Origin of the sequence: Treponema bryantii (assembly GCF_900113965.1) — a bacterium.
Taxonomy (GTDB): domain Bacteria; phylum Spirochaetota; class Spirochaetia; order Treponematales; family Treponemataceae; genus Treponema_D; species Treponema_D bryantii_A.
In genome coordinates, this window is sequence record NZ_FORI01000003.1 from 280,093 (window position 1) to 305,591 (window position 25,499).

Here is a 25,499-nt window from a genome sequence, read left to right on the forward strand (position 1 = left end):
TATGAAATTTATGATATGACGATTATTTGTTTTTTGCAAGCAAATTATCGTCTTAAAGGGCTAGTTTTTTTTGAGTTAGCCTTTATTTCTTAAGTTTGATTACGGTTTCGTAGTCTGAAGCAGTCCAGTCTGGATTTACTACCATGTCGAGGTCTGCGTTGAGGGCTACACCTTTTTTGAAAGTGTATGAACGGTTAGTATCTTTGCAGTCAAATGAGATTGAAACACCGGTGGTATCAACATTTACCTTGAAATTCTGAACTGTTCCATCTTTAAAGGTGTAGATTTCTTCACCAGTGCTAGTAAGGGAAAGAACAATTTTTCCATCTGCAGAGAAAGTCCAGTCTGCATCCCATTTTTTGTCCTGCCAGGTTCCTTTGATTCCGCCAAGGTCGAGGGCAAAAAGACCTGTTGCCATAACTGCGGCTACAGCCAATGCTATTAGTTTTTTCATATAAACAACTCCTTATCTATAAAATAGATAAGGATAATTTTAGCACTGTTCCCCTATTCGTCAAGGGTAATTTTGTTTCCGGTGTACAGGAAGTAGTAGCGGCCTTTTGCGGCGATTAGTTCGTCGTGGGTTCCGCGTTCAATAATATTTCCGTGTTCCAGAACAATAATTTCGTCGGCATTGCGGACTGTTGAAAGGCGGTGTGCAATTACGAAAGTTGTGCGGCCGCTCATCAGGGAATCCATACCCTCTTCTATCAGTTTTTCTGTACGAGTATCGATAGAAGAGGTAGCTTCGTCCAATACGAGAACCGGAGGATCAGCAACCGCAGCGCGGGCAATCGCCAGCAACTGTCTCTGTCCCTGACTCAGGCTTGCACCGTCCCCTGTAATAACTGTGTCGTAACCATTTTCCAGATGGCGGATAAAGTGGTCGGCATTTGCAAGTTTTGCAGCCTCGTAAATCTGAGCATCAGAAGCTTCAAGGTTTCCGTAGCGGATATTATCTTTAATAGTTCCTGTGAACAGATGAGTTGTCTGCTGAACCATACCGAGCGACTTACGAAGAGAAGCCTTAGAAATCTCATTCAAAGGAATGCCGTCGTAAGTAATTTTACCACTACCCTCTGGAACATCATAAAAGCGAGACAAAAGGTTGATTGTAGTTGTTTTACCAGAACCGGTAGAACCAACAAGCGCAATCTTCTGACCAGGCTTTGCGTGAATACAGATATCATGAAGTACAGTTTTCTCAGGCTTGTAACCGAAGGTAACGTGATCAAACACAACCTCACCTTCAAGCTTACGAAGAGAATTATCTGCAGGATTTTTCCAAGCCCATTCGCCGGTAGTTGCATAAGACTGAACAAGCTTTTCTTCACCATCAGATTCTTTTGCTTCATAAGCATTTACCAGAGTGTATTCACCTTCATCGATTTCTTCTTCTTCATCGATAACGGCAAAAATACGTTCCGCGCCGGCAAGAGCATTAAGAACTGAGTTAGCCTGCATACTCATCATAGAGATTGGCTGGCTGAACGAACGTGTATACTGAAGGAAAGCCGCAATAGTTCCAAGGTTCATAATTCCTGTAAACCAGTTAAAGCTCATCACTCCACCCTCGCCAAGAATCATAAAGGCAGCGGCTGTAATTGCAACAACGGCGTACTGCATGTGGCTGAAGTTATTCATCATAGGGCCCATAAGACCACCATAAGTCATAGCATCAGTTCCGGCCTTACGAAGATTGTCGCTCAAAGTTTCAAACTGCTCGATTGCCTTAGGCTCGTGATTAAATACCTTAATAACCTTCTGGCCTTCAACCATTTCTTCAATAAAGCCGTTGAGCTCACCAACACATTTCTGATTTTCGCGGAAGGCTTTAGCAGAGCGTTTTCCAACGGCAGCCATACTCAAGGTGATAAGGAACATAGTCACGAGCATGATGATTGTAAGCATCGGGCTCAAAGAAATCATCATTACAAATACAGATGTGACTGTAATTATAGAAGAAAAGAGCTGAGGAATTGTCTGGCTCATCATTTCGCGAAGAGCATCTGTATCGTTTGTAAAGCGAGACATGAGTTCACCGTGAGTGTGTGCATCATAATATTTGATAGGAAGCTTTTCGAGGCGGCTGAACAAATCACAGCGCACGTTGTACAAAAGGTTTGTAGAGATGTACAACATGAGTCGTGAGTTACACCATGAAGCAAGAACTCCAACACAGAACAATGCAAGAACTCCAATGAGAAGCTTAGCAAAACCTGTAAAGTCTGGATTCTGCTTTCCAATCAATGGAATGATGTAATTATTCAAAGCAGGTTTAATAAGGTAAGTTCCGATTACTGAAGCACCAGAGCTTACAATTACACAAAGGAAAACTACCAGCCACAATGCCTTGAATTTTCCCATATATTGAAGAATGCGTCCGATTGTCTTTTTTGCATCCTTTGGTTTTCCAAAACCTTTATTTCTTACTGGTGGCATTAGTCTTCACCTCCTGCAAGGTCTGCATCGCCGCTACCCTGCTGCTGCGATTCAAATACTTCGCGGTAAATCTTGTTTGATTTCAGAAGCTCATCATGAGTTCCAACACCACTTATTGTTCCCTCATCAAGAACTATAATCTTATCTGCTTCTTTTACAGAAGAAATACGCTGAGCAATGATGATTTTTGTAGTTTCCGGAGCAAGCTCTTTAAGGGCATTGCGGATGCGGCCTTCTGTTGCAGTATCAACGGCAGAAGTTGAATCATCCAAAATAAGGATTTTTGGATTTTTGAGAAGAGCACGTGCAATACAGAGGCGCTGCTTCTGACCACCAGAAACGTTTACACCACCCTGACCAAGCATTGTGTTATAGCCTTCAGGGAAAGAAGAAATAAAGCTGTCTGCATCGGCTGCCTTACAAGCGGCAAGAATCTGTTCGTCTGTTGCGTTTTCGTTACCCCAGCGAAGGTTATCGCGGATAGAACCACTGAACAGAACGTTCTTCTGAAGAACCATGGCAACACTGTCGCGGAGCACTGTAATATCATAGTCGCGTACATCAACACCGCCGATTTTCACAGAGCCCTTAAAAACATCATAAAGACGTGGCAAAAGAGAAACGAGGGAAGTTTTAGAAGAACCGGTACTTCCGATAATTCCAACAACTTCACCGCTCTTAATTTCAAGATTGATATCTTTAAGAATCAGATTGTCTTCGCGCTTACCGTAGCTGAAATCAACCTTTTCAAAGCTGATTGCACCGTTCTTTACTTCCATAACAGGATTTTCAGGATTTTTGATATCCGGAACTTCGTCGAGAACTTCAACGATACGCTGATTAGAAGCCTGAACCATTACGAGGGAAACAAAAACCATTCCCAGGAACATTACAGAAGAAAGAACCTGAGTTACATAAGTGAAGAAGCTGATCAGTTCACCGCTGAGCATAAAGCCGCCTACTACAAGTCTTCCGCCAAACCACATAACAGCAATCATAGAAACATACATTACAAGCTGCATGATAGGCATCATAAAGATAATAGTCTTTTCTGCATGAACCTGAGCAGTGCGAACATCATCAGCTGCCTTACGGAACTTCTTCTCTTCAAAGTCGCCGCGGACATAAGCCTTTACAATTCGAATACCAATGAGGTTTTCCTGAATAGCGCCGTTGAGGGCATCAAACTTTGCCATCATCTTCTTAAAACGAGGATGCGCAATATTTGAGATTGTAAGAATTGAGATTACGATGATTGGTACTGCAATCAAAAAGAGAATTGCAAGCTGAGCGTTCATTCTGAAAGCCATAATTGTACCGGCAATCAGCATAAATGGGGTTCGAATACACATATGGATAAGCATACGGTAAACATTCTGAGCCATATTTACGTCTGTTGTAAGACGGGTTACTAAAGAGGCTGTACTGAAGCGGTCAATATTCGCAAATGAAAAACTCTGAATCTTACGGTAAAGTCTCTGGCGCAGTGTACAGGCAAAGCCCTGTGCAGCAACTGTAGAAAAACGGGTTCCAAGCATACCGCAGATAAGGGATATAATAGCGAGTCCAACCATGAGTGCGCCGTATTTTACTACGAACGGCAGGTCTTTTCCCGCAATTCCAACATCAATGATTTTGGCCATTATAAAAGGAATTACTACTTCCATCAAAACTTCGCCAACCATTACAACCGGCGAAAGAATTGTATTTACTATATACCGCTTACTCAGGCCTCGGGTAAGCTTACTAACTGTAGACATGTATTTAAAGTTAACAAAAACGATTTATGATTTCAAGCGTTTATGAGAAATAAAGAGAATTCTCTTAGAATTTTCTTGTTTTGTACAACTATGGTTTCGATACGGGCGCTTCGCGCCCTACTCAACCACCGAGGACCGGCTAATTGTTTATTATCGGATTTTGACCTCTTCAAAGCCAAGGGCCAGCATAAACTGAGTTACAATACGGATTGCATAATCTCTGGCATCATCTAAAATACCCTCTGCAACCATATCTTCTGCAGCGGAGACTTTTGCGCCTTCAATTTCGTCAAAAATTTCCTGGGTAGAAATTGGAACGAAGATACTCTGTTTTTCATCAAATACGCTCTGGCTCACAATCTCATTTCCGAGCACCTCTGCCTGCGGAATGCTAAGCGTTATAGTTTTTCCGTCCAGAGAAACGCTGTAGGAAATATCAGTAATATCTGCAACACCAGCTCTAATGAGGCCTGAATATTTTATGATTGTATAGCTTTTTGCAAAGCCCGAAGTCTTTTTAAGGGTAATGATGTCGCTGTAACGGTACTTTGCGGTAACCAGTTCCTGACAATATGAAAGCTGACGCTCCACGAGTGCGATGTTGCTCTGTTTTTTTACCACTGTAAAACGCTTGAAGGCAAAATATCCGCCGCCAAGCACAAGCAGCGCAATCAAAAGAATTGTAACAATACGAAGAAGGATTCTGGTTCCAAGCCCTGCCCTATGCATTTTTGCAGGTTTTGGATTTTTGGGAGTTTTTACGGTCTTTTCGGTATTCTCAGTTTTTTCCATGAGAAATATTATACCCCATCTTAAAGTTTTTTTGTTGTTTTTTTTTCAATTAATTTATATCTTTAAAATAAATCCTGAAACAAGTTCAGGATGACATGAAAAAAAGGAGGCGTCGAGAGAGATGGCTGACGAAGAAGTAAAAAAAGCAAAGCGCGTGCGCCGCAGCGTAGGTCCTGCCCTGCTTTTCTGGCTGATTGTCCTTGCACTTGCAGTAGTTGCAGGATTTTCAAGTGTTTATGTGGTTGATGAAACTGAAAATGCGGTAATCACCAGGTTTGGAAAATACCAGCAGACCGTAGGTTCCGGACTTCACTTTAAGCTTCCGTTCGGCATCGACAAAAACTACAATGTCGACATTAAGACTCTCCGCGCCGAGCAGTTTGGTTTTAAGACAGTTAAAGCCGGCCGAAACAACGAGTACAAAAACAATATTTCCGAAGAATCTGAAATGCTCACCGGCGACCTCAACATTGTAGATGTTGAATGGGTTATTCAGTATAAGGTTGTAGATCCAAAACAGTGGCTTTTCAACGTTTACGAACGTGAGCAAACAATCCGCGATATTTCCCGTTCGGTAATCAACACTCTGGTTGGTGACCGTGCAATTTTCGACGTAATCAGCGCCGACCGTTCTACAATTCAGAATCTTGCCCAGGAGCAGATGAACGAAAACTTTAAGACACTCGGACTTGGAATCAATGTAACAACAGTTCAGTTCCAGAACGTAGTTCCACCTGTAGAAGTTCAGGCCGCATTTGAAGACGTAAACAAGGCAAGCCAGGATATGAAGCGCCTTATCAACGAAGGTAAGGAAGAGTATAACAAAGAAATCCCTAAGGCTCAGGGTGAAGCAGACCGTCAGATTCAGGTTGCAGAAGGTTATGCCGCAGAACGTGTAAACATGGCAAAGGGTGATGTTGCCCGCTTCAACGCCGTTTACGAAGAATACAAGCGTGCTCCTAAAGCAACAAAAGAACGTATCTATCTTGAAACTATGGCAGAGATTTTTGGCAGCGAGACAAAGCCGGAACTTATCGACAGCGAGCTTGAAAATCTTGTTCCTGTAAAAAATCTTAAAAACTAAGGAAAGGGGGAAATCACGACTATGACTAGAGCAATGAAAAGATTTATCGGCTGGCTTACAGCTATTTTAGTACTGATTCTTCTTTTTATAATCACAGGACCATTCTATATCGTAAATGAAGGAAAACAGGTAGTTGTTACCCGTTTCAGTAAAATTGTTAATTCTCACACAGAGGCTGGTCTTTACATTAAAGTGCCATTCCTTGATCAGGTAACTGAATATCCAAAACTGATTCTTTCTCTTGACGGTGACCCACAGAGCATCACTACCAAAGAAAATCAGTATATAATAGTAGATACTACATCAAGATGGCGCATTACAGACCCGGTTGCCTTCTATCAGAACTTCCAGACCTTGAACAATGCTTACAATAAGCTTTCTGATATTGTTGATTCTTCATGCCGTACTGTTATTACTCAGAACCGTATGAGTGAAATTGTACGCTCATCTAACATCATCAATGAAAGAAAAAATACTGAATCTGATAAAGATGAAGAGACAAAAGAAATCGACAAGCTTGTAAATGCTGATACAGTAAACGAGGTTGTAACAAAGGGCCGCAGCGAACTTTGCCGCCAGATGACAAGTATTGCCCAGAAAGAAGCTAAAGACTGGGGTATTGAACTTCTGGACATTGTTCCCCGCCAGGTTAAGTATTCTGATGAACTTAATGAATCAGTTTACAACTCTATGATTAAGGATAGAAACCAGGTTGCACAGGCTTACCGCTCACTTGGTGAAGGTAAAAAAGCTGAATGGCTTGGTCGCCTTGAAAACGACAAGCGTACAATTGCTTCTGAAGCATACCGCAAGTCTGAGGAAATTAAGGGTGCGGCCGATGCTGAAGCTGCGGCTATTTATGCTGCGGCATACAACAAAGACCTTGAGTTCTATACCTTCTGGAAGAGTATGGAGTCTTACAAGCAGAATCTTAAAGACTACCCTGCTACTTACAGTACTAAGATGGATTATTTCAACTATCTGTATGGAGCAGATGGTAAGAGATAGATATAACATTACCGTCATTGCGAGGAGCGCAGCGACGTGGCAATCCATACAAATAGATTGCTTCGCTGCGCTCGCAATGACGAAAGAGATCAGGAACACACATGAATTTAATAACAATAGAAAACGGAGAGCTTAGACTTAATTCAAACCTTGATGAGTACACTTTTGGAAAAACCGGACATGATTCTATTTTGAATCAGGAAGGTGTGATTTTTGATGGAAAGAATTTCCGTCAGTGGACTTTTGAAGAGGTAAAATCTTATGATGCCCAGAAAAACGGAAGTCCACAGCGGCTCGTTTTCTATTGTGCAAAAAATCCTCTGAGCGACGGGGCTAAAACTCTCGCTCAGTATTTTGATGAAGGTGGAGAGGCTTGTCTTGCTGCAGTAAAAGCAGTTTGTACAGCCCTCACCTCTGCAGCCATAAATGAAAATGCTATTCCAGCAGTTGGAGCCGGCGGCATTATGGTTGATGGAGACAAGGTTCTTTTTGCACCGGAATCTCTTTTCAATTATGCAGCAAACTCTCTTCCAGCTGAGGATACTCTAAATCAGCATACAGGCTTTATAAACGAAACAATCAGAGGGCTTCCATCACTTTGTTTTGAAAGAGCGGCAATTATTTACCGCCTTCTTGCAAAACGTCTGCCTTTCCCTGCAACAGACAGCATTGCACGTAACGCAGACATTTTTGACCGCAAGTTCCTTCCAATTGAATATTGCGTAAACGGAATTGACTCAGGACTTGCCCTTGCAATCAACAATGCCCTTAAACTCAATTCAACTGCGGTAAACGTTCCTGGAAAAAGAAAGAAGGGAAAAGCAAGTGAAGATTTAAAACCTTCTGCAGAGTTCCCGATTGAAAAACTCGACGAAGCCTTCAAACTCAGCCTTAATACAACAGAAGATAAGGATTTTGAAGAAAAGGTTGCCGCTTTTATAAAAAATCAGAATTCGAAAATCAATACAAAGCGCCATATAAAACGCAATACAACAACAATTGGGGTAATTGCTGGCATTGTGCTTGTAGTAGTTATCGTAACAATCAACACTATAAAAACACGAAATGAAGATTATACTTCTGTAGGTCTTACTTCTACAGAAACAATCCGCGCCTATATGAACGGTGTAAATGAAAAAGATACACTTTTACTTTCGGACTTTGGTGAAGGAAAAACTCCGAATGACTTTGGCGACATGGTAAGCCGTATTTATGTAATGCACAAGCAGAGACTTGCTTACGGTGGAGACAACGGATTTGGAGATCCTGCAAACTGGCTTTTCTATATTACAGATGAAAAAAAATATGCGGGTTCTGGAATCTATGGAATCTCAAATCTTAAGGTAGACGGAAAAGCAGAATCGCTTGAAGTTGAACTTAAAAAGAAAAACGAAAAACCAGCTCCTCTTGAAAAAGAAGGCAATGTAACTCTTGCAGATGGCATGACTTCTGTTCACAAGGTTGAATATTACATGTTCTATACACAGGGAGAAGATGTTGATTACATAATAGAAAAAGTTACAGGAACCTTTACCCTCACCTTTAAGAAAAACCGCTGGGTTATTACAGAAATTGATACAGAAGGAACAGATTTGAATGTTGACTGTAAGCAATTTTTCCAGGATTATCTTGCCGCACTTAAGGAATCTGAAAATGATGTAATTAAAGCTGTTGATTCTCTGCGTCCAAAATATGAATGGCTTCCAGAAAAAGACGCAATGCAGAGAGAAAAAGAAAGAATTGAATATCAGATTCTGCATCCGCTGGAGGCTGTAGGATGTTAGTCATATTGACATTTTCACTATATTTGTCATAATAGACTACGAGGTTAATCATGGAATACAATGTTGAAAAACAGCACGCAAAGGGAAAGCTTCACGCTATTGAGCGTATCAATGCACTTTGCGACAAAGATTCTTTTGTTGAAACATATCAGGGTGTAAAACACAACTGTACCAGCTTTGGAATGGACAAAAAAGACATTCCTTATGATGGTGTAATCACAGGTTTTGGAAAAATAAATGGACGTAAGGTTGCAGTTTATGCACAGGACTTCACTATTCAGGGTGGTTCTCTTGGTCATATGCACGGACGCAAAATCGCTGACCTTACAAAAATGGCTATTGATGCACGCTGTCCTGTAATCGGCATTAACGATTCAGGTGGAGCTCGTATTCAGGAAGGTGTTGAGGCTCTTGGCGGATACGGTAACGTATTCAATCAGAACGTTCGCGCTTCTGGTGCTATCCCACAGATTTCTATCATCGCAGGTCCTTGTGCCGGTGGTGCCGTATATTCACCTGGAATCACAGACTTTATCTTTACTGTAGATAAGGTAACTCAGATGTTCATTACAGGTCCTAAGGTTGTTAAGTCTGTAATGTTTATGGACATTTCTGCAGAAGACCTCGGTGGAGCTTCTATTCACGCAACAAAGTCTGGTGTATCTCACTTCCGCTGCGACAATGAAAAAGACTGCTACGAGCAGGTTCGCCGTCTTCTGGACTACATTCCACACTACTTCGGGGACAAGATTGAACCTAACGAAAAGTTCAAGTTTGATGAAAAGAAAGCTGCAAAGAAGATTAAGGAAATCATGCCGGAAAATCCACGTCAGGGTTACGACGTTCGCGAAGTAATCAACTGCGTAATTGATGAAGATTCATTCCTTGAAATCATGAAGGAATTTGCAATTAACTGTGTAGTTGGCTTTGGTAAAATTGAAGGCCGTACAGTTGGTATTGTTGCTAATAACCCTAAAGGACTTGGTGGTGTATTGGATTGCGATGCTTCTGATAAGATTGCACGATTTATCCGCTACTGCGACAGCTTTGATATTCCACTTCTTACTTTTGTTGATGTTCCAGGCTTTATCCCAGGACCTCAGGAAGAGCAGAAAGGTATTATCCGCCACGGTGCAAAGGTAATCTACGCTTACAGCGAGGCTACAGTACCAAAGCTTACTGTTATTCTCCGCAAGGCTTACGGTGGAGCTTACATTGCTATGTGTTCTAAGCATCTTGGTGCAGACTTTGTTTACGCATGGCCAAAGGCAGAAATTGCTGTAATGGGTGCTGAAGGTGCCATTGAGATTCTGTATGCTAAGGAATTGAAAGATCCTAACAAGGCTGCTGAAGTTCAGGCTGCGTCAGAGAAATATAAGAATGAGATTATGACTCCTTATATTGCTGCTGAGCGTGGTTATATTACAGAAATCATTCAGCCGGAAGAAACTCGTAAGAGAATTGTGGCTAGTTTTGACTTCCTTGAAACAAAGATTTTCACAAACAAACCATTGAAAAAACACGGTAATATTCCGTTGTAATAGATTGCCACGCCCTTCGGGCTCGCAATGACGTACTTATTCGTGATTCGTAAAAAGCATCGTCATTGCGAGGAGCGCTAGCGACGCGGCAATCCATTCCCTATAAACGCCGCCTGCACCGTGAATTTTTCCGGTGCTCCATTCAATTTTGTTTCCCTTCTATTTGATCCGTATATAAATTCCCCGTCAATTCTAGTACAACAGGTACAGGCAGGATGTACCCAGATGTTTTCGCCAGGAACGCCGGCTTTCTGTAAGGCGGCCAGGTTGGCTTTTTCCAGGGAGAGTCTGTAGAGGGGGCCGCCGCCGGTGTTCCAGGTGACTTCGACACCGGGTTCAAGCGGGGTTACGCAATCTGGTGTAAAGTTCTCGGAAAACCACTTGGCGCGCTCTTCGTTTACGATGTAGCAGCAGGCGCGGATGTGGGGGCCTATTACTATGCAGAAGTTTTGGGCGCGGGCGCCGTATTCTTTTTCTGCGAGCTTTATTGCATCGACAACAATTCCAGTTCCTTTCCAGCCCGAATGAACTATACCAAACACTCCTGTTACAGGATCATACAAATAAAGCGGCATACAGTCTGCTACAGTAACGGTTGGAACCAGGTCGCGGTTTGTGGTAATGATTCCATCACCAATTTTATCTTTGGTATCACTGGCATTATGAACATCATAAACTATGTGGGTGTGATCTAGCTGGACAGGGACAAGTTTTCGTTTTTCCTGCGGTAGTTTCGACCCTTCGACTAGGCTCAGGGACCGCAAGCTCAACCACCGCATTTTTTCAAAAACCGTATTTCGATTCGGGTTATTTTCATTCCAGCGAAAACGCATACTGCCGGCAGCTTTCAGTGTTAGGCCGCAGACAGGGGCGCCCTCCACTACCTGACCTCCACGGCGAAATTCAAAGAACTCAAAAAGATTACTGTTCTGTTGCGGCATCAATTGGCTCCAGTTCTGAAAGATAGAAATTGGCTTTTTTCAGGTTTTCCCAGCTGCTGCGTAAACTGTCACGCCACATGCGGTTGCGGTGTCCTTTAATTGAAGCAAAGTTCTGAAGACCTTCGTGAACCTTATCGCGCTCTTCAGAAAGAATTCCCTTGAGACACTTATCCATCATTCCAGCACCTTTTTCAAACTTCTTTACACATTCACGGATTTCAGACTCAGTTGTTGTCATCATTGAATCAATCTGATTCTGAACCTGGAAAGAACGGATTCTGCTTGTTGCAAACTCTTCGAACTGAGCTCCATACTCACCTTCCGGAGCAAGTCTGTCTAACAGCTCCTGCATCTGAGTCATTGACTGAGAAAACAGGTTTAAGCCTTCTGAATACTCTACTCTGTTCTCGTTACGTATAAATACACCTTCCATCATTACATCATTCAGGCAAGGCATCATCTCATCATAACAGTTTTCACAGAACCACGACAAAAAGCCGCCTGTAAGCTCACACGAGAACGGAACTCTAAGCCAGAGTGCCTGCCATGGGCGGTATTTAAGAACAGGGAACTCAAAAAGGCCAAAGTCATTACCAAGATAAGTTTCCAGATTTTTCTTTTTACGCTCACGAAGCCAGTCGGCCCAGCGAACATCAATAATCTTTCGCCAGTGAGTACGGAAATTAGGGAACCAGCCTTCTACGCCCTCAATATTTCCAGGCAGCCAGTCATAATCTGCATTAATGATTTTTCCAACTTTGATAATTGGAACATTGGAAATAAACATCTGAAGTGAACCAAGGCACTGATTTGCTTTTGCAATAAATTCCTTGATTGTGCGTTCAATGTCTTTATCCTGAGCATTTTTCGTAACGTCTTTACGCTGAGTAAACATCAGCATTGCTTCCAGAACCTCATTCTGAACAGGCATTACGTTAGAAAAAACAGCCGCAAAGCTTGCATAATCATTTACCGCATTACGATACGGGCAGGTAAAATTATTTCCCGTAAGATTTGTAAACTGAGAAGTAAAATGAATATAAGGCAGTCTTGTAAACTGACGCAGCCAGTTGAGAGAGCTTACTGCTCCGTAAAGGTTACTTTTTGCCGCGCCATCAATATTTTTGAGGATATTATCAAGATTTTTCAGAAGTCCGTTTTTTACATCCACTGAAGGCTCTGTATCAAAAGAAAGAGAAAAGGGATCCGCTTCCTGAGTAATCATATCTGCAAGTTCAGGAGTAACAAAAGAACTTAAAAAGACATAAAAATCACCAGGATTATCATCAATTATGTTGAAATATGGCTTAAAAAAGTCTGCGGCGGTCTTAAGAGATCGCAGATGTTCATAAAAAACTGAATCTACAAGACCATTTCTATGATTTAAGATTCCAGGATGATCACGGTTTATTCTGCGGGCCATTGAGGCCAATACATCTTCATTATAAATTTTCTCTGAATCTTTTTTTTCAATAAGGCTTCTAACCCACAAAAGAAATTTATAAAAAGCTGATTCTTCCTTAAAACGAAGATGGAGAGATATATTTTTTTCAGGATACTGATTTTCAGTTTCAACTAATTGAATAACAGAAACTGATGACTGATTGATTTTTTCAAGCATGTCACTGCGTTCTGAAGCGTCCATTCCGGCAACAAGTTTATCGAACGCACTTCTATTCATTTCATCCGTCATACTTTAATTATGAACGGAAATGACGTATTCTTCAAGTTAATTATAACAGCACAGTTATTGTTTTTTTATGCCCTTATATGGTATAATTTTCTAAGAACTGATATTAAAAAAATGATATTAGAGAGAGAACAATATCGTGAGTAAAAAAAAAGATTCTACCAAAAACGTCAATAGATATGATGTAAAATTTCCTATCGGAGTAAAACTTGCTGTAATTATCGGCTTTATTGTACTGGTTTCACTTGGTACAGTAACCTATCTTAACAGCCATTTCGTTGGTGAAGACGTAAAAATTACTGCCGAAAACAATAACCTTTCAACAAACACCCGCGCTGCTTCCACCATGGAAGACAAAATCAGTACTATCCGTTCAAACGTTTTCCAGCTTCTGGACCTTCTGAATGTTGTAAGCGGTGGACGTCAGGCTGCTCTTGCGCGCCAGGCAGAGGCTTTCTTCTTTGAACGAAATCAGGATATTGCTTCTATTTATATTCTCTCAGAAAACAGTGTTTCAAAACCTGAAAGCACTGACTCAAAAATCCTTAATTCAAGATTTTTCCTTTCGAACGAGCTTGATACATCTGTAATGGAAACCTTTATTCAGGCTTCAACCTCAGAAATCAAACGTTCCTGCAGCGGAGAAACAATTGCATTAAACGCCTCTCCATTCTTTGGCATTCCAGTTATGTCAATTCTGTTCTCTTACAAAGAAAACGGACTTGATCAGACCTGTATCATTACCTTCTCAATTGAAAGTATTTCTGACATTCTTGGTACAGATTCTATCAATACAACCTTTATCATAAACGATTCTGATGAGCTGCTTTCTCATCCGGAAACAGACCGCATTCTTCGTGGAGAGAGCCTTAAAAACTACCCTCTCGTAACTGCAATGCGTCAGAACAATCAGAATAACGATGACAGCCGCCAGATTCCATTCATTAATGTTGAAACAATTGACGGTAAAGAAAAGAAAGTTGAATATTACGGAGCTTATGAAAAGCTTTCATTTGGTGATATTGTAGTTCTTACAACTGTTCCAATCAGTTCGGTACTTGAAGGAGTTCTTACAACCCGCCGTAACAATATTTATCTGATGGGCGTTGTATTCTTCCTTTCTATTATTTTTATTCTTACCTTCTCTCGCTTTGCAATTTCCCGACACCTTAGAAAGCTTACTGCGGCTGCTGAAGAAATTAAACTTGGTAACTTTGAATCTGATATTTTTGAACACCTGCATACAAAACGTAAAGACGAAATTGGTGTTTTGAACCAGAGTACAAAAGACGAACTTTACTCTCTGAATACCTTCGCAAAATTTACAAACAGAAACGTTGCAAAGGCTATTGCAAGGCAGGAAATTGACTTTAATCCTCATCTGAAAGACGTAACAATCTTCTTTAGTGATATTCGAGGCTTTACAGCTATTTCAGATGGCTTTAAAAACCGTTTTGGAAATGACTCTCCTAGCGAAATCATCGGCTTCTTGAACGACTACATGAGCCGCATGGTAAACTGTATTGTGCTCAGCCACGGAAACATCGATAAGTTTGAAGGTGACGCTATCATGGCCGTATGGGGAATCATGAGAAACGACAGCCTTGAGTTCGAAGATATGGCTGATTCAGATCCACGCAAGAAGGAATTGCAGAAAATCCATGATGACCATGTTATGGAAGACGCTACAAATGCCATTCGCGGTACAATCGCCATGCGTTATGCCCTTATGAAATACAATAAGGAAGCAGAAGCCTTTACAAAAGCCCACGAAAATGAACCAAAAGCAAAATATAAACCACACATCCGCATTGGAAGTGGTTTGAATACCGGTCGTGCAACCTGTGGTTTGATGGGTGCCGACATGGGTAAAGACGGTAAGATGGAATATACGGCCATTGGAGACGCAGTAAACTTTGCATCTCGTACAGAAAGCTCTAACAAGCCTTGTGGAACAGATATTCTTATTACTGAAGATACTTACAGCCTGCTCAAAAAGCGCTTTATTAAATGTCAGGAAAACAATTTTACAATTGCAGATGCTGACAAAGCAAACGAGCTTATTGTTGAGCAGATTCCAGTAGAATTTGAAGTAAAAGGTAAAGGCACACAGCACTTCTATGGTGTTGTAAATATGCCACAATTTGATATTGAAGAGTTCTTTAAGCCAAATGAACCAGATTTTAAGGCAGACCCGGATTGTGCAAGAGCCCTTGGACCTAACGGACCAAAAACACTCAATGAAGTTCGTAATCTGCTTGGAATCCCAATCCCTGAATTTGAAAAGGTAAACTTGAATGAAGAAGAAAACAAGATCCAGGTTAAGCAATAGTCTGCTTCTTCCGTTCTGCATTACCATTTTCGTGTGTCTTATAGGAGCGACAACAAACTCCTGGTTATTCTACACAAGCTTTTTCAGAGCTCTTACAAAGCAGAATGAACAGCCGATTGCAACTATAACCTTTAAATATAAAACTGCTCAGCGTAAATTCCTTGACCGTGTTGTATGGGATCGTCTGCGTCAGAATTCTCCGGTTTATAACGGAGACACCATTCATACAGCAGCGCTTTCAGAAGCTACCATCTGGTTTAATGACGGAAACGTTATGGACCTTATGGAAAACACAATGGCCCAGGTATTCCTTACAGAAGACATGAGTGCTGCCGTTGAACTTGAAGACGGTTACGCGACTGTAGACTCTTCTGATTCTGAAAACGGACTCACCCTTTCTTCAAATGGTGTTCAGGTTGCAGTAAAATCTGGAACAAGCCTTAGTGCAGGTTCAGTTTCTCAGGCAGATACTACTGGTGCCGGCGGAACTGGTGCTGGTGCCGCTGCCGCAGACGGCAAGAAAGCAGCAAAAGGCCTTTCGGTTCAGGTATTGAAAGGTTCTGCTTCGGTACAGAATGCAGACGGTACATCTACTGCAATTGCACAGGGACAGGAACTGAACATGAGTAGTGCAGACGGCAGTGCAAATGTAATTGCTTCACGCCCTACTCTTACAGTGCTTTCTCCAGCCCGCAACGAAAAGATTCTTTATCATACTCAGGGTGCAACAAACGTACACTTCAGCTGGAATAATGCGGCAGAGAGTACAATTCTTCAGATTTCTCAGGACAAAGATTTTAATGATGTTCTTTACCGCTTAAGCTCAGACGGCCTGAACGAAACAGATATCAAGCTTGAAGCCGGAACTTATTTCTGGAAGCTCGACAGTTCGGAAGACGGACTTAGCGAACAGGAAGCAATTAACGCCGGACAGATTAAAAACGGAAAGATTCAGGTAATTCAGTCGCTTCCACCTACACAGGTTGCTCCTGCAGAAAACTACACTTACGGCTACAGAACTCGTACTCCGGCCGTTCGTATTATCTGGACAGAAAGTCCATACGCCTCTACATACAAACTCGAAGTTTCTAAGAGCCCTTCAATGACAAATCCGGTTATTGAACAGAGAACTTCTACAACTTCTTCTATTATATCAACTCTTAAAGAAGGCACTTATTACTGGCGCGTAACTCCTTATTACACAATGAACAAAAAAGGATTTGCCGAACCATCTGAAATCAGAAGCTTCAGGATTGAACGCAAGGGTGAACTTACAGCCCCAGAACTTCTGGTTCCTTCTGAAAACGGAATTGTAAATACAGAAACTTCTGCAAAGCCAACAAGCTTCTCTTGGAAAATTGAAAACGAAGCACAGAGCTACACTGTCCGCATTGCAGATAATCCTAATTTGAGAAATCCTGCAGTTACATTTGAAACTGCAGATAACTTCTATTCACTGAACTCTAACATCATAAAACTTAAGGATGGAAAGTGGTACTGGGGAATTACAATGCGTGATGTTGAAGGCAACATCTCCCCTGTTTCTGAAATCAGAACTTTCTATACAATGAAGGGTGTTCCAGAGCAGCACACTGTTGAACCGGCAGACGGCTACAACTGTGCACTGAACCTTCTTCCAGATACTAAGTTTACATGGAAGCGTAATATTCCAGAAAACTTTACAAGTGAGTTTGAGATTTCGGAAGACCAGGGCTTTAGAAATATTGTTTATAAGGCTCCGGTTAATTCAACAAGTTTGCGCGGTGTAAACCTTCCTCTTGGAACTTATTACTGGCGTCTTAAGTCTTCAAGTACAACTGATGAAACTCAGCTGATTACACCTTCAAAGACTTTCAACGTTATCGGAAACCTTGACGAAGCAACACTTGCAGCACCAGGCCCTCGCGCTATTGCCCGCGAAACTATTCCATTCCACTTTGAATGGAAAGATGTTAGTGGCGCTGATTATTATAAGGTATCAATTTATCGCCAGTCGGACAATAAACTGATTTATGAGAATGTGGTTTATGAGCCGGAAGACAATATCGACATGTATAATCCAAAAGACTTTGTTGATAAGTCTAATTACAACTGGCGCGTTCAGGCATTTGCAAACGAGATTCCAGGAGTTTCTTCAAGACGTACAGGACGTCTTTCTGAAGGAAGCTTCTATCTTATAAAACTCAAGCCGGTAGAAATTACAGCTCCTTCTAAAGATGCAAAGATCAACGGTATTGAAGCAATCCTTAATCCTTCTTATGCAAAATGGAGTTCTCTGGACACTGTAGCAAAGGCACAGCTGGTTCTCATTAAAACAGATGACCACAATGCAGAAGTATTAAAGGTACCAACAGACGAACAGATGGCAAAGGGAATTATGGTTGCTCCTAACTCAGTTCGCCTTGATACAGCAGAAGGTCTTAGACCTGGCCGCTATGAAATTATTGTCTACGCAGAAACTCTTGATGGTGTTGATATTTCGAACACAGATGCAAAATACCGCGGAAGATTTACAATTCTTCCTGTAGAGCCACTTCCTTCTACAACAAACCTTGCGGCTAATCCTCCTCTACTCGGAGCTGAATATCTGCGCAATCCGGATAATCCTCGTACAATTACCCTCAGCTGGAGTAAGGTACCGGATGCAACTGATTATATTGTAGAAATCAAAGATAAGAAAAATAAGACTGTTCTTTCTCAGATTGTTGAAAAGAAAACAAGCTATGAAATTGATTTCTTGAAACTCTACGAGCAGAATAAATCAACTTTTGGAAAAGGAACCTTTAAGTGGACTGTACACGCTATTCGCCGTATGGACACAGATAAAGATGGAAAGGCAGATAAGATTCTTCAGGAAGGACCTGCATCAGAATCAACCTTCTCTACCGATATTCCAACACCAAAGAAAACTAAGGCAAAAGGAGCAAAGAACCCTTATGGTAATTAGTAAAAAACTCCTTTGTGCTTTGTTAGTTCTGGCTGTTGCCTGCAGCACTGTTTCAGCTAAATCAAAAAAGAAATCTAAAAACGGATTACAGACCTCTAAATCAGAAGTAAATGCCGACAAAGAGAAAACCGGCGATGAAACTGAAGAAACAGGCAACGTTGAAGATGCATGGCAGTACCTTGAATGGGAAGAAGATTATCCTGAATATGTTCAGAAATACGAAATTGTAATTGAAGAAAAGAAAGATGAAAAAACTGACTGGAAAGAAATAAATCATCTTTTTACAGAAGACAATACAACCCGTGTTCAGATTAATCCTCTTCTTGGACCTGGTCTTTACCGCTACAAGGTTATTACTTATGACCTTATCGGTATTCCAGAAATTGAATCTGACTGGTTTGAATTTAATATTTACCGCGCTTATGTACCTCAGGTACGAAGTGTAGAAGCTGCAGTAACCCGTTCTTCTACAATCTATCTTGATGAAGTAAATGACGGTATTTTTACTGTTACCGGACGAAACCTGTTTGAGCTTCAGGAAAGCCTTACAGACACTTCATTTACATCGTACAGCATTATTAATGCACGAAGAAACACTGAAGCTCCTATAACCCCTGTAATCACTGAATTCAGCGATAATAACCGCCGCCTTAAAGTTCAGTTTGATATGGATGAACTTGATACTGGTACTTATTATTTTGCAGCTACTGACGCCAGTGGTCTTACTGCAGAAAACAGCAAGGATAATATGTTCACTGTAAAGTTCCGTAAGGCAGTGGACTTTGATGTTGCAGCAGGCTATACCTGCCCTGTAATCGTTATTGGAGATAAAATGAAGGAGTATCTTAATACTTCTGTTCTCCCTGTTTCTGCAACTGCTAAGCTTTCTTTAATGCCGTTTAAGCGCCGCTTTGGCTATCTTGGTATTGGTGTTGATGCTGCTTACTCAAGAATCATTACTACTACTGAAGGCTATGATCTTGATGGTAACTATATCTGCGGAAACGCACTTTTCATTTATCAGTTCCCAATTCGTATAAAGGATAAAAAGAATACTGATAAGCTCCGCCACATTGCAACTTTGGAACTGCATGGTGGCGGTGGTGTCGCTATGTTCAACAACCTGGTATTCCACTTCCCTCACGATATTAACTCAGAACCTCTCAACAGCCTCGATTTCAGCGCTACAGCAGGCCTAAGCGCCCAGGTTTACTTTACAAACCGCCTGTACGCAGAATTAGGCGCAGATTTCGTTATGCCGTTCATGGGCAGCCTCATGATGGCCTACGTAAAGCCAGTAGCCTGCGTGGGCTGGCAGTTCTAATAAAAAAAATCAGGACATAAAAAAAAGACTCGCGTTTGCGAGTCTTAATTATTTAACCGACGGTTCCTGCGGGAATCGAACCTGCCTACAATCGAAAATCCGTTAAAAAACGGGCTGCGACAGCGGGCCGTTTTAGGATTATCGAAAGAACGGCTCAAATGGCGAGACTATGCGAGCCATTCTATTTGTAGATTTCAAAAAAAAAAAAAAAATACTGAAGCGAAGCTTCAGTATTTCTATATAAAAAAAACTAACTCACATAGTGAGTTAGCTTTTACAATGTCGCGGTTCCTGCGGGAATCGAACCCGCCTTTCAGCCTTGAGAGGGCCGCGAACTAAACCGATATTCGAAGGAACCAAAAAAAAGCTGAACCATTTCTGATTCAGCTTGAGTTCCCCAAGGAGGATTCGAACCCCCACAGTCAGAACCAGAATCTGAAGTGCTACCATTACACAATCGGGGAATAAGTGAGTATTAATATAATGATTAATACTCACTTTGTCAATAGCTCATTGAGCAATTTTTAACAAATTTATTTATTTTGTTGTTTTTTTAGCTGCAGTCTTTTTTGCAGCTGGTTTCTTGTCAGCAGACTTTGTTACAGCTTTTGATGTAGGCTTTTTAGAAACCTTTGGAGCCTTTGGTACTGTTGTATCAACTACAGAGTTATCATCACTAGCGAACTCTGAGCGAACGTACTTATCTGCTTTCCAGTCATTAATCCACATATTGCCATCAATGCAATAACGGAACTGGTATTCTTTATTTGTTTCAAGCTGTTTCTTTACAGAGAACGAACCATTTGGATCCTTTTTCATAGGAATTGAAGTTGGGTCCCAGCTGTTAAAATCACCTGCAAGGTAAATCTTTGTTGCACCTGCAGCAGCTTCTGGGTTTACTGTAAATACAACTGTACACTTTTTTCCATCACTAGAAAATGTTTTCTTCAATGACATAATTATCTCCTGCATATAATTAAAAGCAATGTCATGCTGAACTTAATTCAGAATGTAGCTTTTTATTATGATTTAATTTTAATCATTACTGTTTTTAAAATCAAGTCTGAGGCTGCTAGTAAAACGTTTCCTTTTTTCAAACTTCTGTCTGCAACGAGTGGAATTTCTTCAAGAACATAATCTCCAGCAGAAATTACAATTGATCCGTACTGAGCGCCCTGCTCTACTTTGCCCCAGCAGTAATCAGGAAGTTTTACCTGAACTCTAACTGAATCCATATTTTCTGCCATTGAAGCACCTGTTACATAAGGAACTGTAAAGGTGCCATCTGTCCAGGCAGGAACCAGACAAATCATCTTTTCTGATGAATTAAAACTGCGCACATAATATGAATGAACTTTCAATTCAAGAGAGTAATCTGCAAAGTTTCTGAAAGCCCATTCCATGAGCTCTGTACCATCATGAACACGGCCAGCCTGACCTTCGCGAGAGTTGTTTCCAGGACCGCCCATTGTTACAGAAAGAAAACGGGTTTCTCCACGAACTGCTGTAAGGGCAAGATTATATCCGCTTTCATCAATATAACCTGTCTTAAGTCCATCACAACCTTCAAGTTTTCCAAGCAGAGGATTTGTATTTTCCTGAGTAATAGACATTGTGATTTTTTGTGGAAGGCCCTGTGAAAAATCCTGAGCGGCAAGCTTATCTCCGGGAGCAAGATTTTTTGCTTTAGGATAAGTAAAACTCAAAACACTGTGAAAACGATGCAGCGAAGAAGGAAATCTCAAAAGATAAGAAGCGGCAAACTCTGCCATTTCGCGGGCAGTTGTCTGATTGAGTTCACTGTAGCCTGAGCTTTCTACAAAGTGAGTATTTTCAAGACCAAGTTCACTTGCTGCACGATTCATTCTCTCTACAAACTCATCCATTGAACCACAGACTGTATAAGCAAGTGCATAAGCCGCATCATTTCCAGAACAGATTGAAAGGCCTAGCAGAAGTTCTTCAAGAGTAACTCTCTGCCCTTTTCCAAGGAACATCAGCGAACTGTGAGGAGGCATATTGCAGGCCCAGCTTTCTGGAGGAAGCGGGATTACCTGATCATAGGAAAGACGGCCGGCTTCAACTTCTTCTTCTACAACATACATTGCAAAAAGTTTTGTCATAGAAGCCGGAGGAATTATTGTATCTGCATTTTTTTCATAAAGTACATTTCCGTTTGAAACATCAATAAGAATTGCAGATTTAGCCCAAACATCTAACTGAGGTTTTGCAATATTATATGGAAGTGATTTAAGATACTGATATTTTTGCGGATACTGATTTATTAAAAGATTTCCCAGAGAAGACATTTCCTGTGCAGAAAGCTTTCTGGCATTTGTTGTTTTCTTAAAGTTTACAGCACGAACGGCGGTAAAGGTAAAAAAGCTGATGATAAGTAAAGCCGCTGCGGCAACAAGAGCGTGCCACAGACGGATGCGTTTTGAATCGTTATTTTCTGACATTTTGCTCTCTCTAATGTGTATTTCTTAAAAGGAAGTCTGCAAGTACAAGCGCTGTCATAGCTTCTACAACAGGAACAATGCGTGGACACAGACAGATGTCGTGGCGGCCTTTGATCTGGAGCTCTGTTGTTTCGTACTGAGCCTTACCGTCCTCGCCAAACTCCCCGGTGCGGCGAACCGTCTGTTGCGGCTTAAAAATGCTCGGGACAGGCTTAACTGCAACGCGGAAAATAATATCTGCGCCGCTGCTCAATCCGCCAAGAACACCGCCGGCGTGGTTCGAGTCAAAAACCGGCTGACCATTCTCGGCATGCATACAGTCATTGTTTGTGCTGCCGAAAGAATCTGCCGCTGCAAAACCATCTCCAATCTCAAAACCTTTTACGGCGCCTATGCTCAGCATAGCCTTTGCGAGATTTGCGTCGAGCTTATCGAAAGCAGGCTCCCCAAGACCAACAGGGCAGCCCTGAACGATACATTCGATTATACCACCGGCACTGTCTCCAGCCGCACGGAGCTCTTCAATTTTAGCGTTCATACGTGCAGCTGCTTCATTGTCCGGAGCACGCAACGCATTCTGTTCAATCTGTGAAAGGTCGCGCTTTTCTGCTGAAATACCAGCTGCGCGGATTGTATATGCAGTAATCTTAATACCACGCTGTGCCAGCAGCTGAGCCGCTACAGCCCCACCGGCAACACGCGCAAGAGTTTCCCGCCCACTCGAGCGTCCACCGCCGCGATAATCCCGACATCCGCCATACTTTACGTCATAAGTATAGTCAGCATGGCCGGGGCGGAACGTCAGATCCAAATTTCCGTAATCTTTTGAATGCTGCGAAGTATTACGAACTTCCAGCGCAATCGGGGTACCGGTTGTACGGCCTTCAAAAACCCCCGAAAGAATCTCTACTGCATCAGCCTCAGTACGAGCAGTTACCGCTGCATTAAGCTTTCCATCCGGAGAAAGGCCAGGGCGGCGGCGGTTCAAAGCCTTCTGAATTATCTCTTCAGAAAGTTCAATTCCGGCAGGACACCCGTCAATAATACAGCCAAGAGCAACACCGTGGCTTTCGCCAAAGGTTGTCACAGAAAAGTTTGTTCCAAAAGTATTACCATTATTTTTCATATCATCAATTATAATAAAATTTGTAGTTAAAATGAAGATAGTGTATAATAGATAGAAGGTATGGAGTTTACTTTTACAACAGCCAGACTGCTGATTCAGACAGAATTTGCGCCGCTGGTTTCAATCTTTGTCCTCATGGCATTTATCAAAACGAATGTAAGTTTTTCTGATTCAACTAACAGGAGTTTTCTTCTTGCCTGTGGTGCGGCAATTCTCTTAACCTGCTCAGACAGTATGCGTTTTATTACTGCGCATATGGACCATCCTACAATTTACCGTTATATTTCTGCGGGCGCCGGTTACGCGCTGAGACCTCTCATTCTTTTCAGATTAACTATAATTTCTTCACGCTACAAAATCCGAAACAAATTCCTGATGGCCATTCCGATTGTTTTCTGTACCTTCATCTCCATCTTAAGTATTTTCCCATTTGCTCACGGGCTGATGTTTTCTTTTTCTGATGATAACAAATTTGTGCGTGGGCCGTTCGGTTACCTGTCTCATATCGTCAGTCTTTTTTACGCCTTCCAGGTAGTTTACTATTCGCTCAAAAATTTCATGTACAACAAGTTCGAGCCGGTTATCGTAATTATCATGGAGATTGCGGCGTTCACGGCCACCTTTATGGAAAACCGTTACAAGTATGATTTCGTGCTTTCTCAGGTTATGATTTCTTCAATCATCTTCTACTACTTCTTCCTCCTTACTCAGACTTTTAAGCGCGACACTCTTACACACTTTTTGAACAGACGTATTTTTTATCTGGAACTCAAGCACCTTCTCAAAGATCCGTTTATTATTCTTTCGATGGATTTGAACAATCTTAAGGTCTTTAATGATACTCAGGGCCACGCTGCCGGAGACAAGGCAATTATTACTGTTACTACAGAAATGACCAGAACCTTTTCTAAGTACGCAACTCTTTACCGTACCGGTGGTGATGAGTTTATGGCCATCTTCAAAAAGAGCAGTATTTCCGAGGTTGTAAATCTGGTTTCGGTTTTCCAGAAGAATCTTGAAAAGACTGAGTATCAGGTTGCGTGTGGTTATGCCAGCTACACTCCTGGTGATGATATCGACAAGATCATTTCCCTCAGTGATGAGAGAATGTATGAAAATAAAGTAAACTTAAAGCAGAATAAAAATATTTAATTCAACTTCATTTCTTCAATTATATTGAATATTTCACCAAAAAATTATAATATACTCCAAATATAAATTTTAAAGTCCGCTGTCGTGTGGGCTTACAAAACTCAGGAGGTTATGTATGAGTATTTTTCGTGGCGCTTTTACAGCTTTGATTACACCAATGAAGGCTGATGGTTCAGTTGATTTTGAGGGCTTCAGAAAAAATGTCAAACATCAGCTCCAGGAAGGTATTGATGGTCTTGTTCCACTTGGAACCACCGCAGAGACCCCTACCCTCGACGAAAAGCCGGGCAGCGAAGAAGATCAGATTATTCAGATTGTTTTTGAAGAAGTTCGTGCTTTTGAAAAAGAAACAGGAAAGAAGATTCCGGTTATTCTTGGTGCCGGATCTAACAATACAAAGGATGCAGTTGCTTACTGCGAACGCGCTAAGAAAGCCGGAGCAGATGCTGCACTTGTTGTAACTCCATATTACAACAAGCCATCAAAGGAAGGAATCTATCAGCACTTTGCTGCAGTTTCAAAGGTTGGAATCCCAATCATCGTTTACAACATTGCAGGACGCACCGGATTGAACATTCCAACTGATTTGCTCGCACGCATTGCAGAGCTCCCTAACATCGCTGGTGTAAAGGAAGCAAGCGGATCTGTAGCTCAGATGATGGAAGTTATTGGACAGATTAAGAACAAGAAACCAGAGTTTGCTGTATTCAGCGGAGACGATGGTTTGACACTTCCTTTAGTTGCATGTGGTGGAGACGGAATTATTTCTGTTGCTTCAAACATGATTCCAGCTTTGATGCACGAACTTACTGCTGCAGCTTTGGACGGAGACTTTAAGAAGGCACGCGAGATCAACTACAGACTCGCTCCATTCTTCAAGGCTGAGTTCTGTGATGGTAACCCAAGTTCAATCAAGTATGCAATGAACTACAAGGGCATGCCAGCCGGCGCATTGAGACTTCCACTTGTAGAAGTTACTGATGCTGCTAAGAAGCAGATTGAAGCTGCTATTAAAGAGTGCAATTTGTAATAAACACCGTCATTGGTATAATAAGAACGTCATTGCGAGGCTGAAAGCCGAAGCAATCCATTACAATAGATTGCTTCGCTTCGC

At 41.6% G+C, this 25,499-nt stretch carries 18 protein-coding genes and 2 tRNA genes; 9 read left to right on the forward strand and 11 right to left on the reverse strand.

What is annotated here, in order from left to right:
- Positions 1-82: 82 nt before the first annotated feature.
- From BM161_RS05895 to BM161_RS05910, 4 genes are all read right to left on the reverse strand, one after another.
- Positions 83-454: a hypothetical protein gene (locus BM161_RS05895; RefSeq protein ID WP_074931077.1), complete on the reverse strand. Its 372-nt coding sequence runs from the start codon at positions 452-454 to the stop codon at positions 83-85.
- A gap of 53 nt (positions 455-507) precedes the next feature.
- Complete coding sequence (locus BM161_RS05900; RefSeq protein ID WP_074931078.1) at positions 508-2,442, reverse strand: ABC transporter ATP-binding protein; 1,935 nt, start codon at positions 2,440-2,442, stop codon at positions 508-510.
- Positions 2,442-4,202, reverse strand: a complete 1,761-nt coding sequence (locus BM161_RS05905) for an ABC transporter ATP-binding protein (RefSeq protein WP_074931079.1) — start codon at positions 4,200-4,202, stop codon at positions 2,442-2,444. The genes BM161_RS05900 and BM161_RS05905 overlap by 1 nt, the downstream gene beginning before the upstream one ends.
- Before the next feature lie 150 nt (positions 4,203-4,352).
- A complete protein-coding gene (locus BM161_RS05910; protein ID WP_074931080.1) occupies positions 4,353-4,994 on the reverse strand; it encodes a DUF4230 domain-containing protein in 642 nt (213 codons plus the stop codon).
- 121 nt (positions 4,995-5,115) lie between these two features.
- Between BM161_RS05910 and hflK the strand changes: the two genes are divergently transcribed.
- The 4 genes from hflK (at position 5,116) to BM161_RS05930 (ending at position 10,411) form a co-directional block, all read left to right on the forward strand.
- A complete protein-coding gene (hflK, locus tag BM161_RS05915) occupies positions 5,116-6,078 on the forward strand; it encodes an FtsH protease activity modulator HflK (protein WP_083425691.1) in 963 nt (320 codons plus the stop codon).
- Between the two features lie 21 nt (positions 6,079-6,099).
- The gene (gene hflC, locus BM161_RS05920; protein ID WP_244882708.1) at positions 6,100-7,086 is read left to right on the forward strand and encodes a protease modulator HflC; all 987 of its coding nucleotides are present in this window, start codon (positions 6,100-6,102) and stop codon (positions 7,084-7,086) included.
- 101 nt (positions 7,087-7,187) lie between these two features.
- On the forward strand, positions 7,188-8,870 hold the full coding sequence (locus BM161_RS05925) for a hypothetical protein (RefSeq protein ID WP_074931082.1): 1,683 nt from the start codon (positions 7,188-7,190) through the stop codon (positions 8,868-8,870).
- A 50-nt stretch (positions 8,871-8,920) separates the two neighbouring features.
- Entirely contained in the window at positions 8,921-10,411 is a 1,491-nt protein-coding gene (locus BM161_RS05930; protein ID WP_074931083.1) for an acyl-CoA carboxylase subunit beta, read from the forward strand.
- A 77-nt stretch (positions 10,412-10,488) separates the two neighbouring features.
- On the opposite strand, the gene BM161_RS05935 is transcribed toward BM161_RS05930, so the two are convergent.
- Together BM161_RS05935 and BM161_RS05940 are read right to left on the reverse strand one after the other, a co-directional pair.
- Positions 10,489-11,352 carry a purine nucleoside phosphorylase YfiH/LACC1 family protein gene (locus BM161_RS05935; RefSeq protein WP_074931084.1) on the reverse strand — a complete coding sequence of 288 codons (864 nt, stop codon included), beginning with the start codon at positions 11,350-11,352 and terminating at the stop codon, positions 10,489-10,491.
- On the reverse strand, positions 11,333-13,045 hold the full coding sequence (locus tag BM161_RS05940; RefSeq protein WP_143090501.1) for a DUF5312 family protein: 1,713 nt from the start codon (positions 13,043-13,045) through the stop codon (positions 11,333-11,335). The genes BM161_RS05935 and BM161_RS05940 overlap by 20 nt, the downstream gene beginning before the upstream one ends.
- A 136-nt stretch (positions 13,046-13,181) precedes the next feature.
- Here BM161_RS05940 and BM161_RS05945 point away from each other — a divergent pair, with 136 nt between their 5' ends.
- The 3 genes from BM161_RS05945 to BM161_RS05955 are packed head-to-tail and all read left to right on the forward strand — an operon-like array spanning position 13,182 to position 19,645.
- Positions 13,182-15,374, forward strand: coding sequence for an adenylate/guanylate cyclase domain-containing protein (locus BM161_RS05945; RefSeq protein WP_074931086.1), 2,193 nt, complete (start codon positions 13,182-13,184; stop codon positions 15,372-15,374).
- Positions 15,340-18,321, forward strand: a complete 2,982-nt coding sequence (locus BM161_RS05950; protein ID WP_074931087.1) for a FecR family protein — start codon at positions 15,340-15,342, stop codon at positions 18,319-18,321. The genes BM161_RS05945 and BM161_RS05950 overlap by 35 nt, the downstream gene beginning before the upstream one ends.
- On the forward strand, positions 18,311-19,645 hold the full coding sequence (locus BM161_RS05955) for a hypothetical protein (protein ID WP_074931088.1): 1,335 nt from the start codon (positions 18,311-18,313) through the stop codon (positions 19,643-19,645). The genes BM161_RS05950 and BM161_RS05955 overlap by 11 nt, the downstream gene beginning before the upstream one ends.
- Positions 19,646-19,930: 285 nt before the next feature.
- Here the strand turns inward: BM161_RS05955 and BM161_RS05960 are convergent.
- The 5 genes from BM161_RS05960 to aroC form a co-directional block, all read right to left on the reverse strand.
- A tRNA-Glu gene (locus tag BM161_RS05960) sits at positions 19,931-20,003 on the reverse strand.
- A gap of 35 nt (positions 20,004-20,038) precedes the next feature.
- Positions 20,039-20,109 (reverse strand) — tRNA-Gln (locus BM161_RS05965).
- Positions 20,110-20,182: 73 nt separating this feature from the next.
- Positions 20,183-20,602 (reverse strand): isoamylase early set domain-containing protein, encoded by a 420-nt coding sequence (locus tag BM161_RS05970; protein WP_074931089.1) that lies wholly within the window; start codon positions 20,600-20,602, stop codon positions 20,183-20,185.
- Between the two features lie 65 nt (positions 20,603-20,667).
- Positions 20,668-22,107 (reverse strand): D-alanyl-D-alanine carboxypeptidase family protein, encoded by a 1,440-nt coding sequence (locus BM161_RS05975; protein ID WP_074931090.1) that lies wholly within the window; start codon positions 22,105-22,107, stop codon positions 20,668-20,670.
- A 10-nt stretch (positions 22,108-22,117) separates the two neighbouring features.
- Positions 22,118-23,233: a chorismate synthase gene (aroC, locus tag BM161_RS05980; RefSeq protein ID WP_074931091.1), complete on the reverse strand. Its 1,116-nt coding sequence runs from the start codon at positions 23,231-23,233 to the stop codon at positions 22,118-22,120.
- Positions 23,234-23,293: 60 nt separating this feature from the next.
- On the opposite strand from aroC, the gene BM161_RS05985 reads away from it, so the two are divergent.
- Positions 23,294-24,385, forward strand: a complete 1,092-nt coding sequence (locus tag BM161_RS05985; RefSeq protein WP_074931092.1) for a GGDEF domain-containing protein — start codon at positions 23,294-23,296, stop codon at positions 24,383-24,385.
- Between the two features lie 115 nt (positions 24,386-24,500).
- Positions 24,501-25,415, forward strand: coding sequence for a 4-hydroxy-tetrahydrodipicolinate synthase (gene dapA / locus BM161_RS05990; RefSeq protein ID WP_074931093.1), 915 nt, complete (start codon positions 24,501-24,503; stop codon positions 25,413-25,415).
- Positions 25,416-25,499 lie beyond the last annotated feature (84 nt).

Coding starts and splice junctions, on each gene's coding strand:
- BM161_RS05895 (WP_074931077.1), bottom strand. CDS start 454: ATGAAAAAACTAATAGCATTGGCTGTAGCCGCAGTTATGGCAACAGGT.
- BM161_RS05900 (WP_074931078.1), bottom strand. CDS start 2,442: ATGCCACCAGTAAGAAATAAAGGTTTTGGAAAACCAAAGGATGCAAAA.
- BM161_RS05905 (WP_074931079.1), bottom strand. CDS start 4,202: ATGTCTACAGTTAGTAAGCTTACCCGAGGCCTGAGTAAGCGGTATATA.
- BM161_RS05910 (WP_074931080.1), bottom strand. CDS start 4,994: ATGGAAAAAACTGAGAATACCGAAAAGACCGTAAAAACTCCCAAAAAT.
- hflK (WP_083425691.1), top strand. CDS start 5,116: ATGGCTGACGAAGAAGTAAAAAAAGCAAAGCGCGTGCGCCGCAGCGTA.
- hflC (WP_244882708.1), top strand. CDS start 6,100: ATGACTAGAGCAATGAAAAGATTTATCGGCTGGCTTACAGCTATTTTA.
- BM161_RS05925 (WP_074931082.1), top strand. CDS start 7,188: ATGAATTTAATAACAATAGAAAACGGAGAGCTTAGACTTAATTCAAAC.
- BM161_RS05930 (WP_074931083.1), top strand. CDS start 8,921: ATGGAATACAATGTTGAAAAACAGCACGCAAAGGGAAAGCTTCACGCT.
- BM161_RS05935 (WP_074931084.1), bottom strand. CDS start 11,352: ATGCCGCAACAGAACAGTAATCTTTTTGAGTTCTTTGAATTTCGCCGT.
- BM161_RS05940 (WP_143090501.1), bottom strand. CDS start 13,045: ATGACGGATGAAATGAATAGAAGTGCGTTCGATAAACTTGTTGCCGGA.
- BM161_RS05950 (WP_074931087.1), top strand. CDS start 15,340: ATGAAGAAGAAAACAAGATCCAGGTTAAGCAATAGTCTGCTTCTTCCG.
- BM161_RS05955 (WP_074931088.1), top strand. CDS start 18,311: ATGGTAATTAGTAAAAAACTCCTTTGTGCTTTGTTAGTTCTGGCTGTT.
- BM161_RS05970 (WP_074931089.1), bottom strand. CDS start 20,602: ATGTCATTGAAGAAAACATTTTCTAGTGATGGAAAAAAGTGTACAGTT.
- BM161_RS05975 (WP_074931090.1), bottom strand. CDS start 22,107: ATGTCAGAAAATAACGATTCAAAACGCATCCGTCTGTGGCACGCTCTT.
- aroC (WP_074931091.1), bottom strand. CDS start 23,233: ATGAAAAATAATGGTAATACTTTTGGAACAAACTTTTCTGTGACAACC.
- BM161_RS05985 (WP_074931092.1), top strand. CDS start 23,294: ATGGAGTTTACTTTTACAACAGCCAGACTGCTGATTCAGACAGAATTT.
- dapA (WP_074931093.1), top strand. CDS start 24,501: ATGAGTATTTTTCGTGGCGCTTTTACAGCTTTGATTACACCAATGAAG.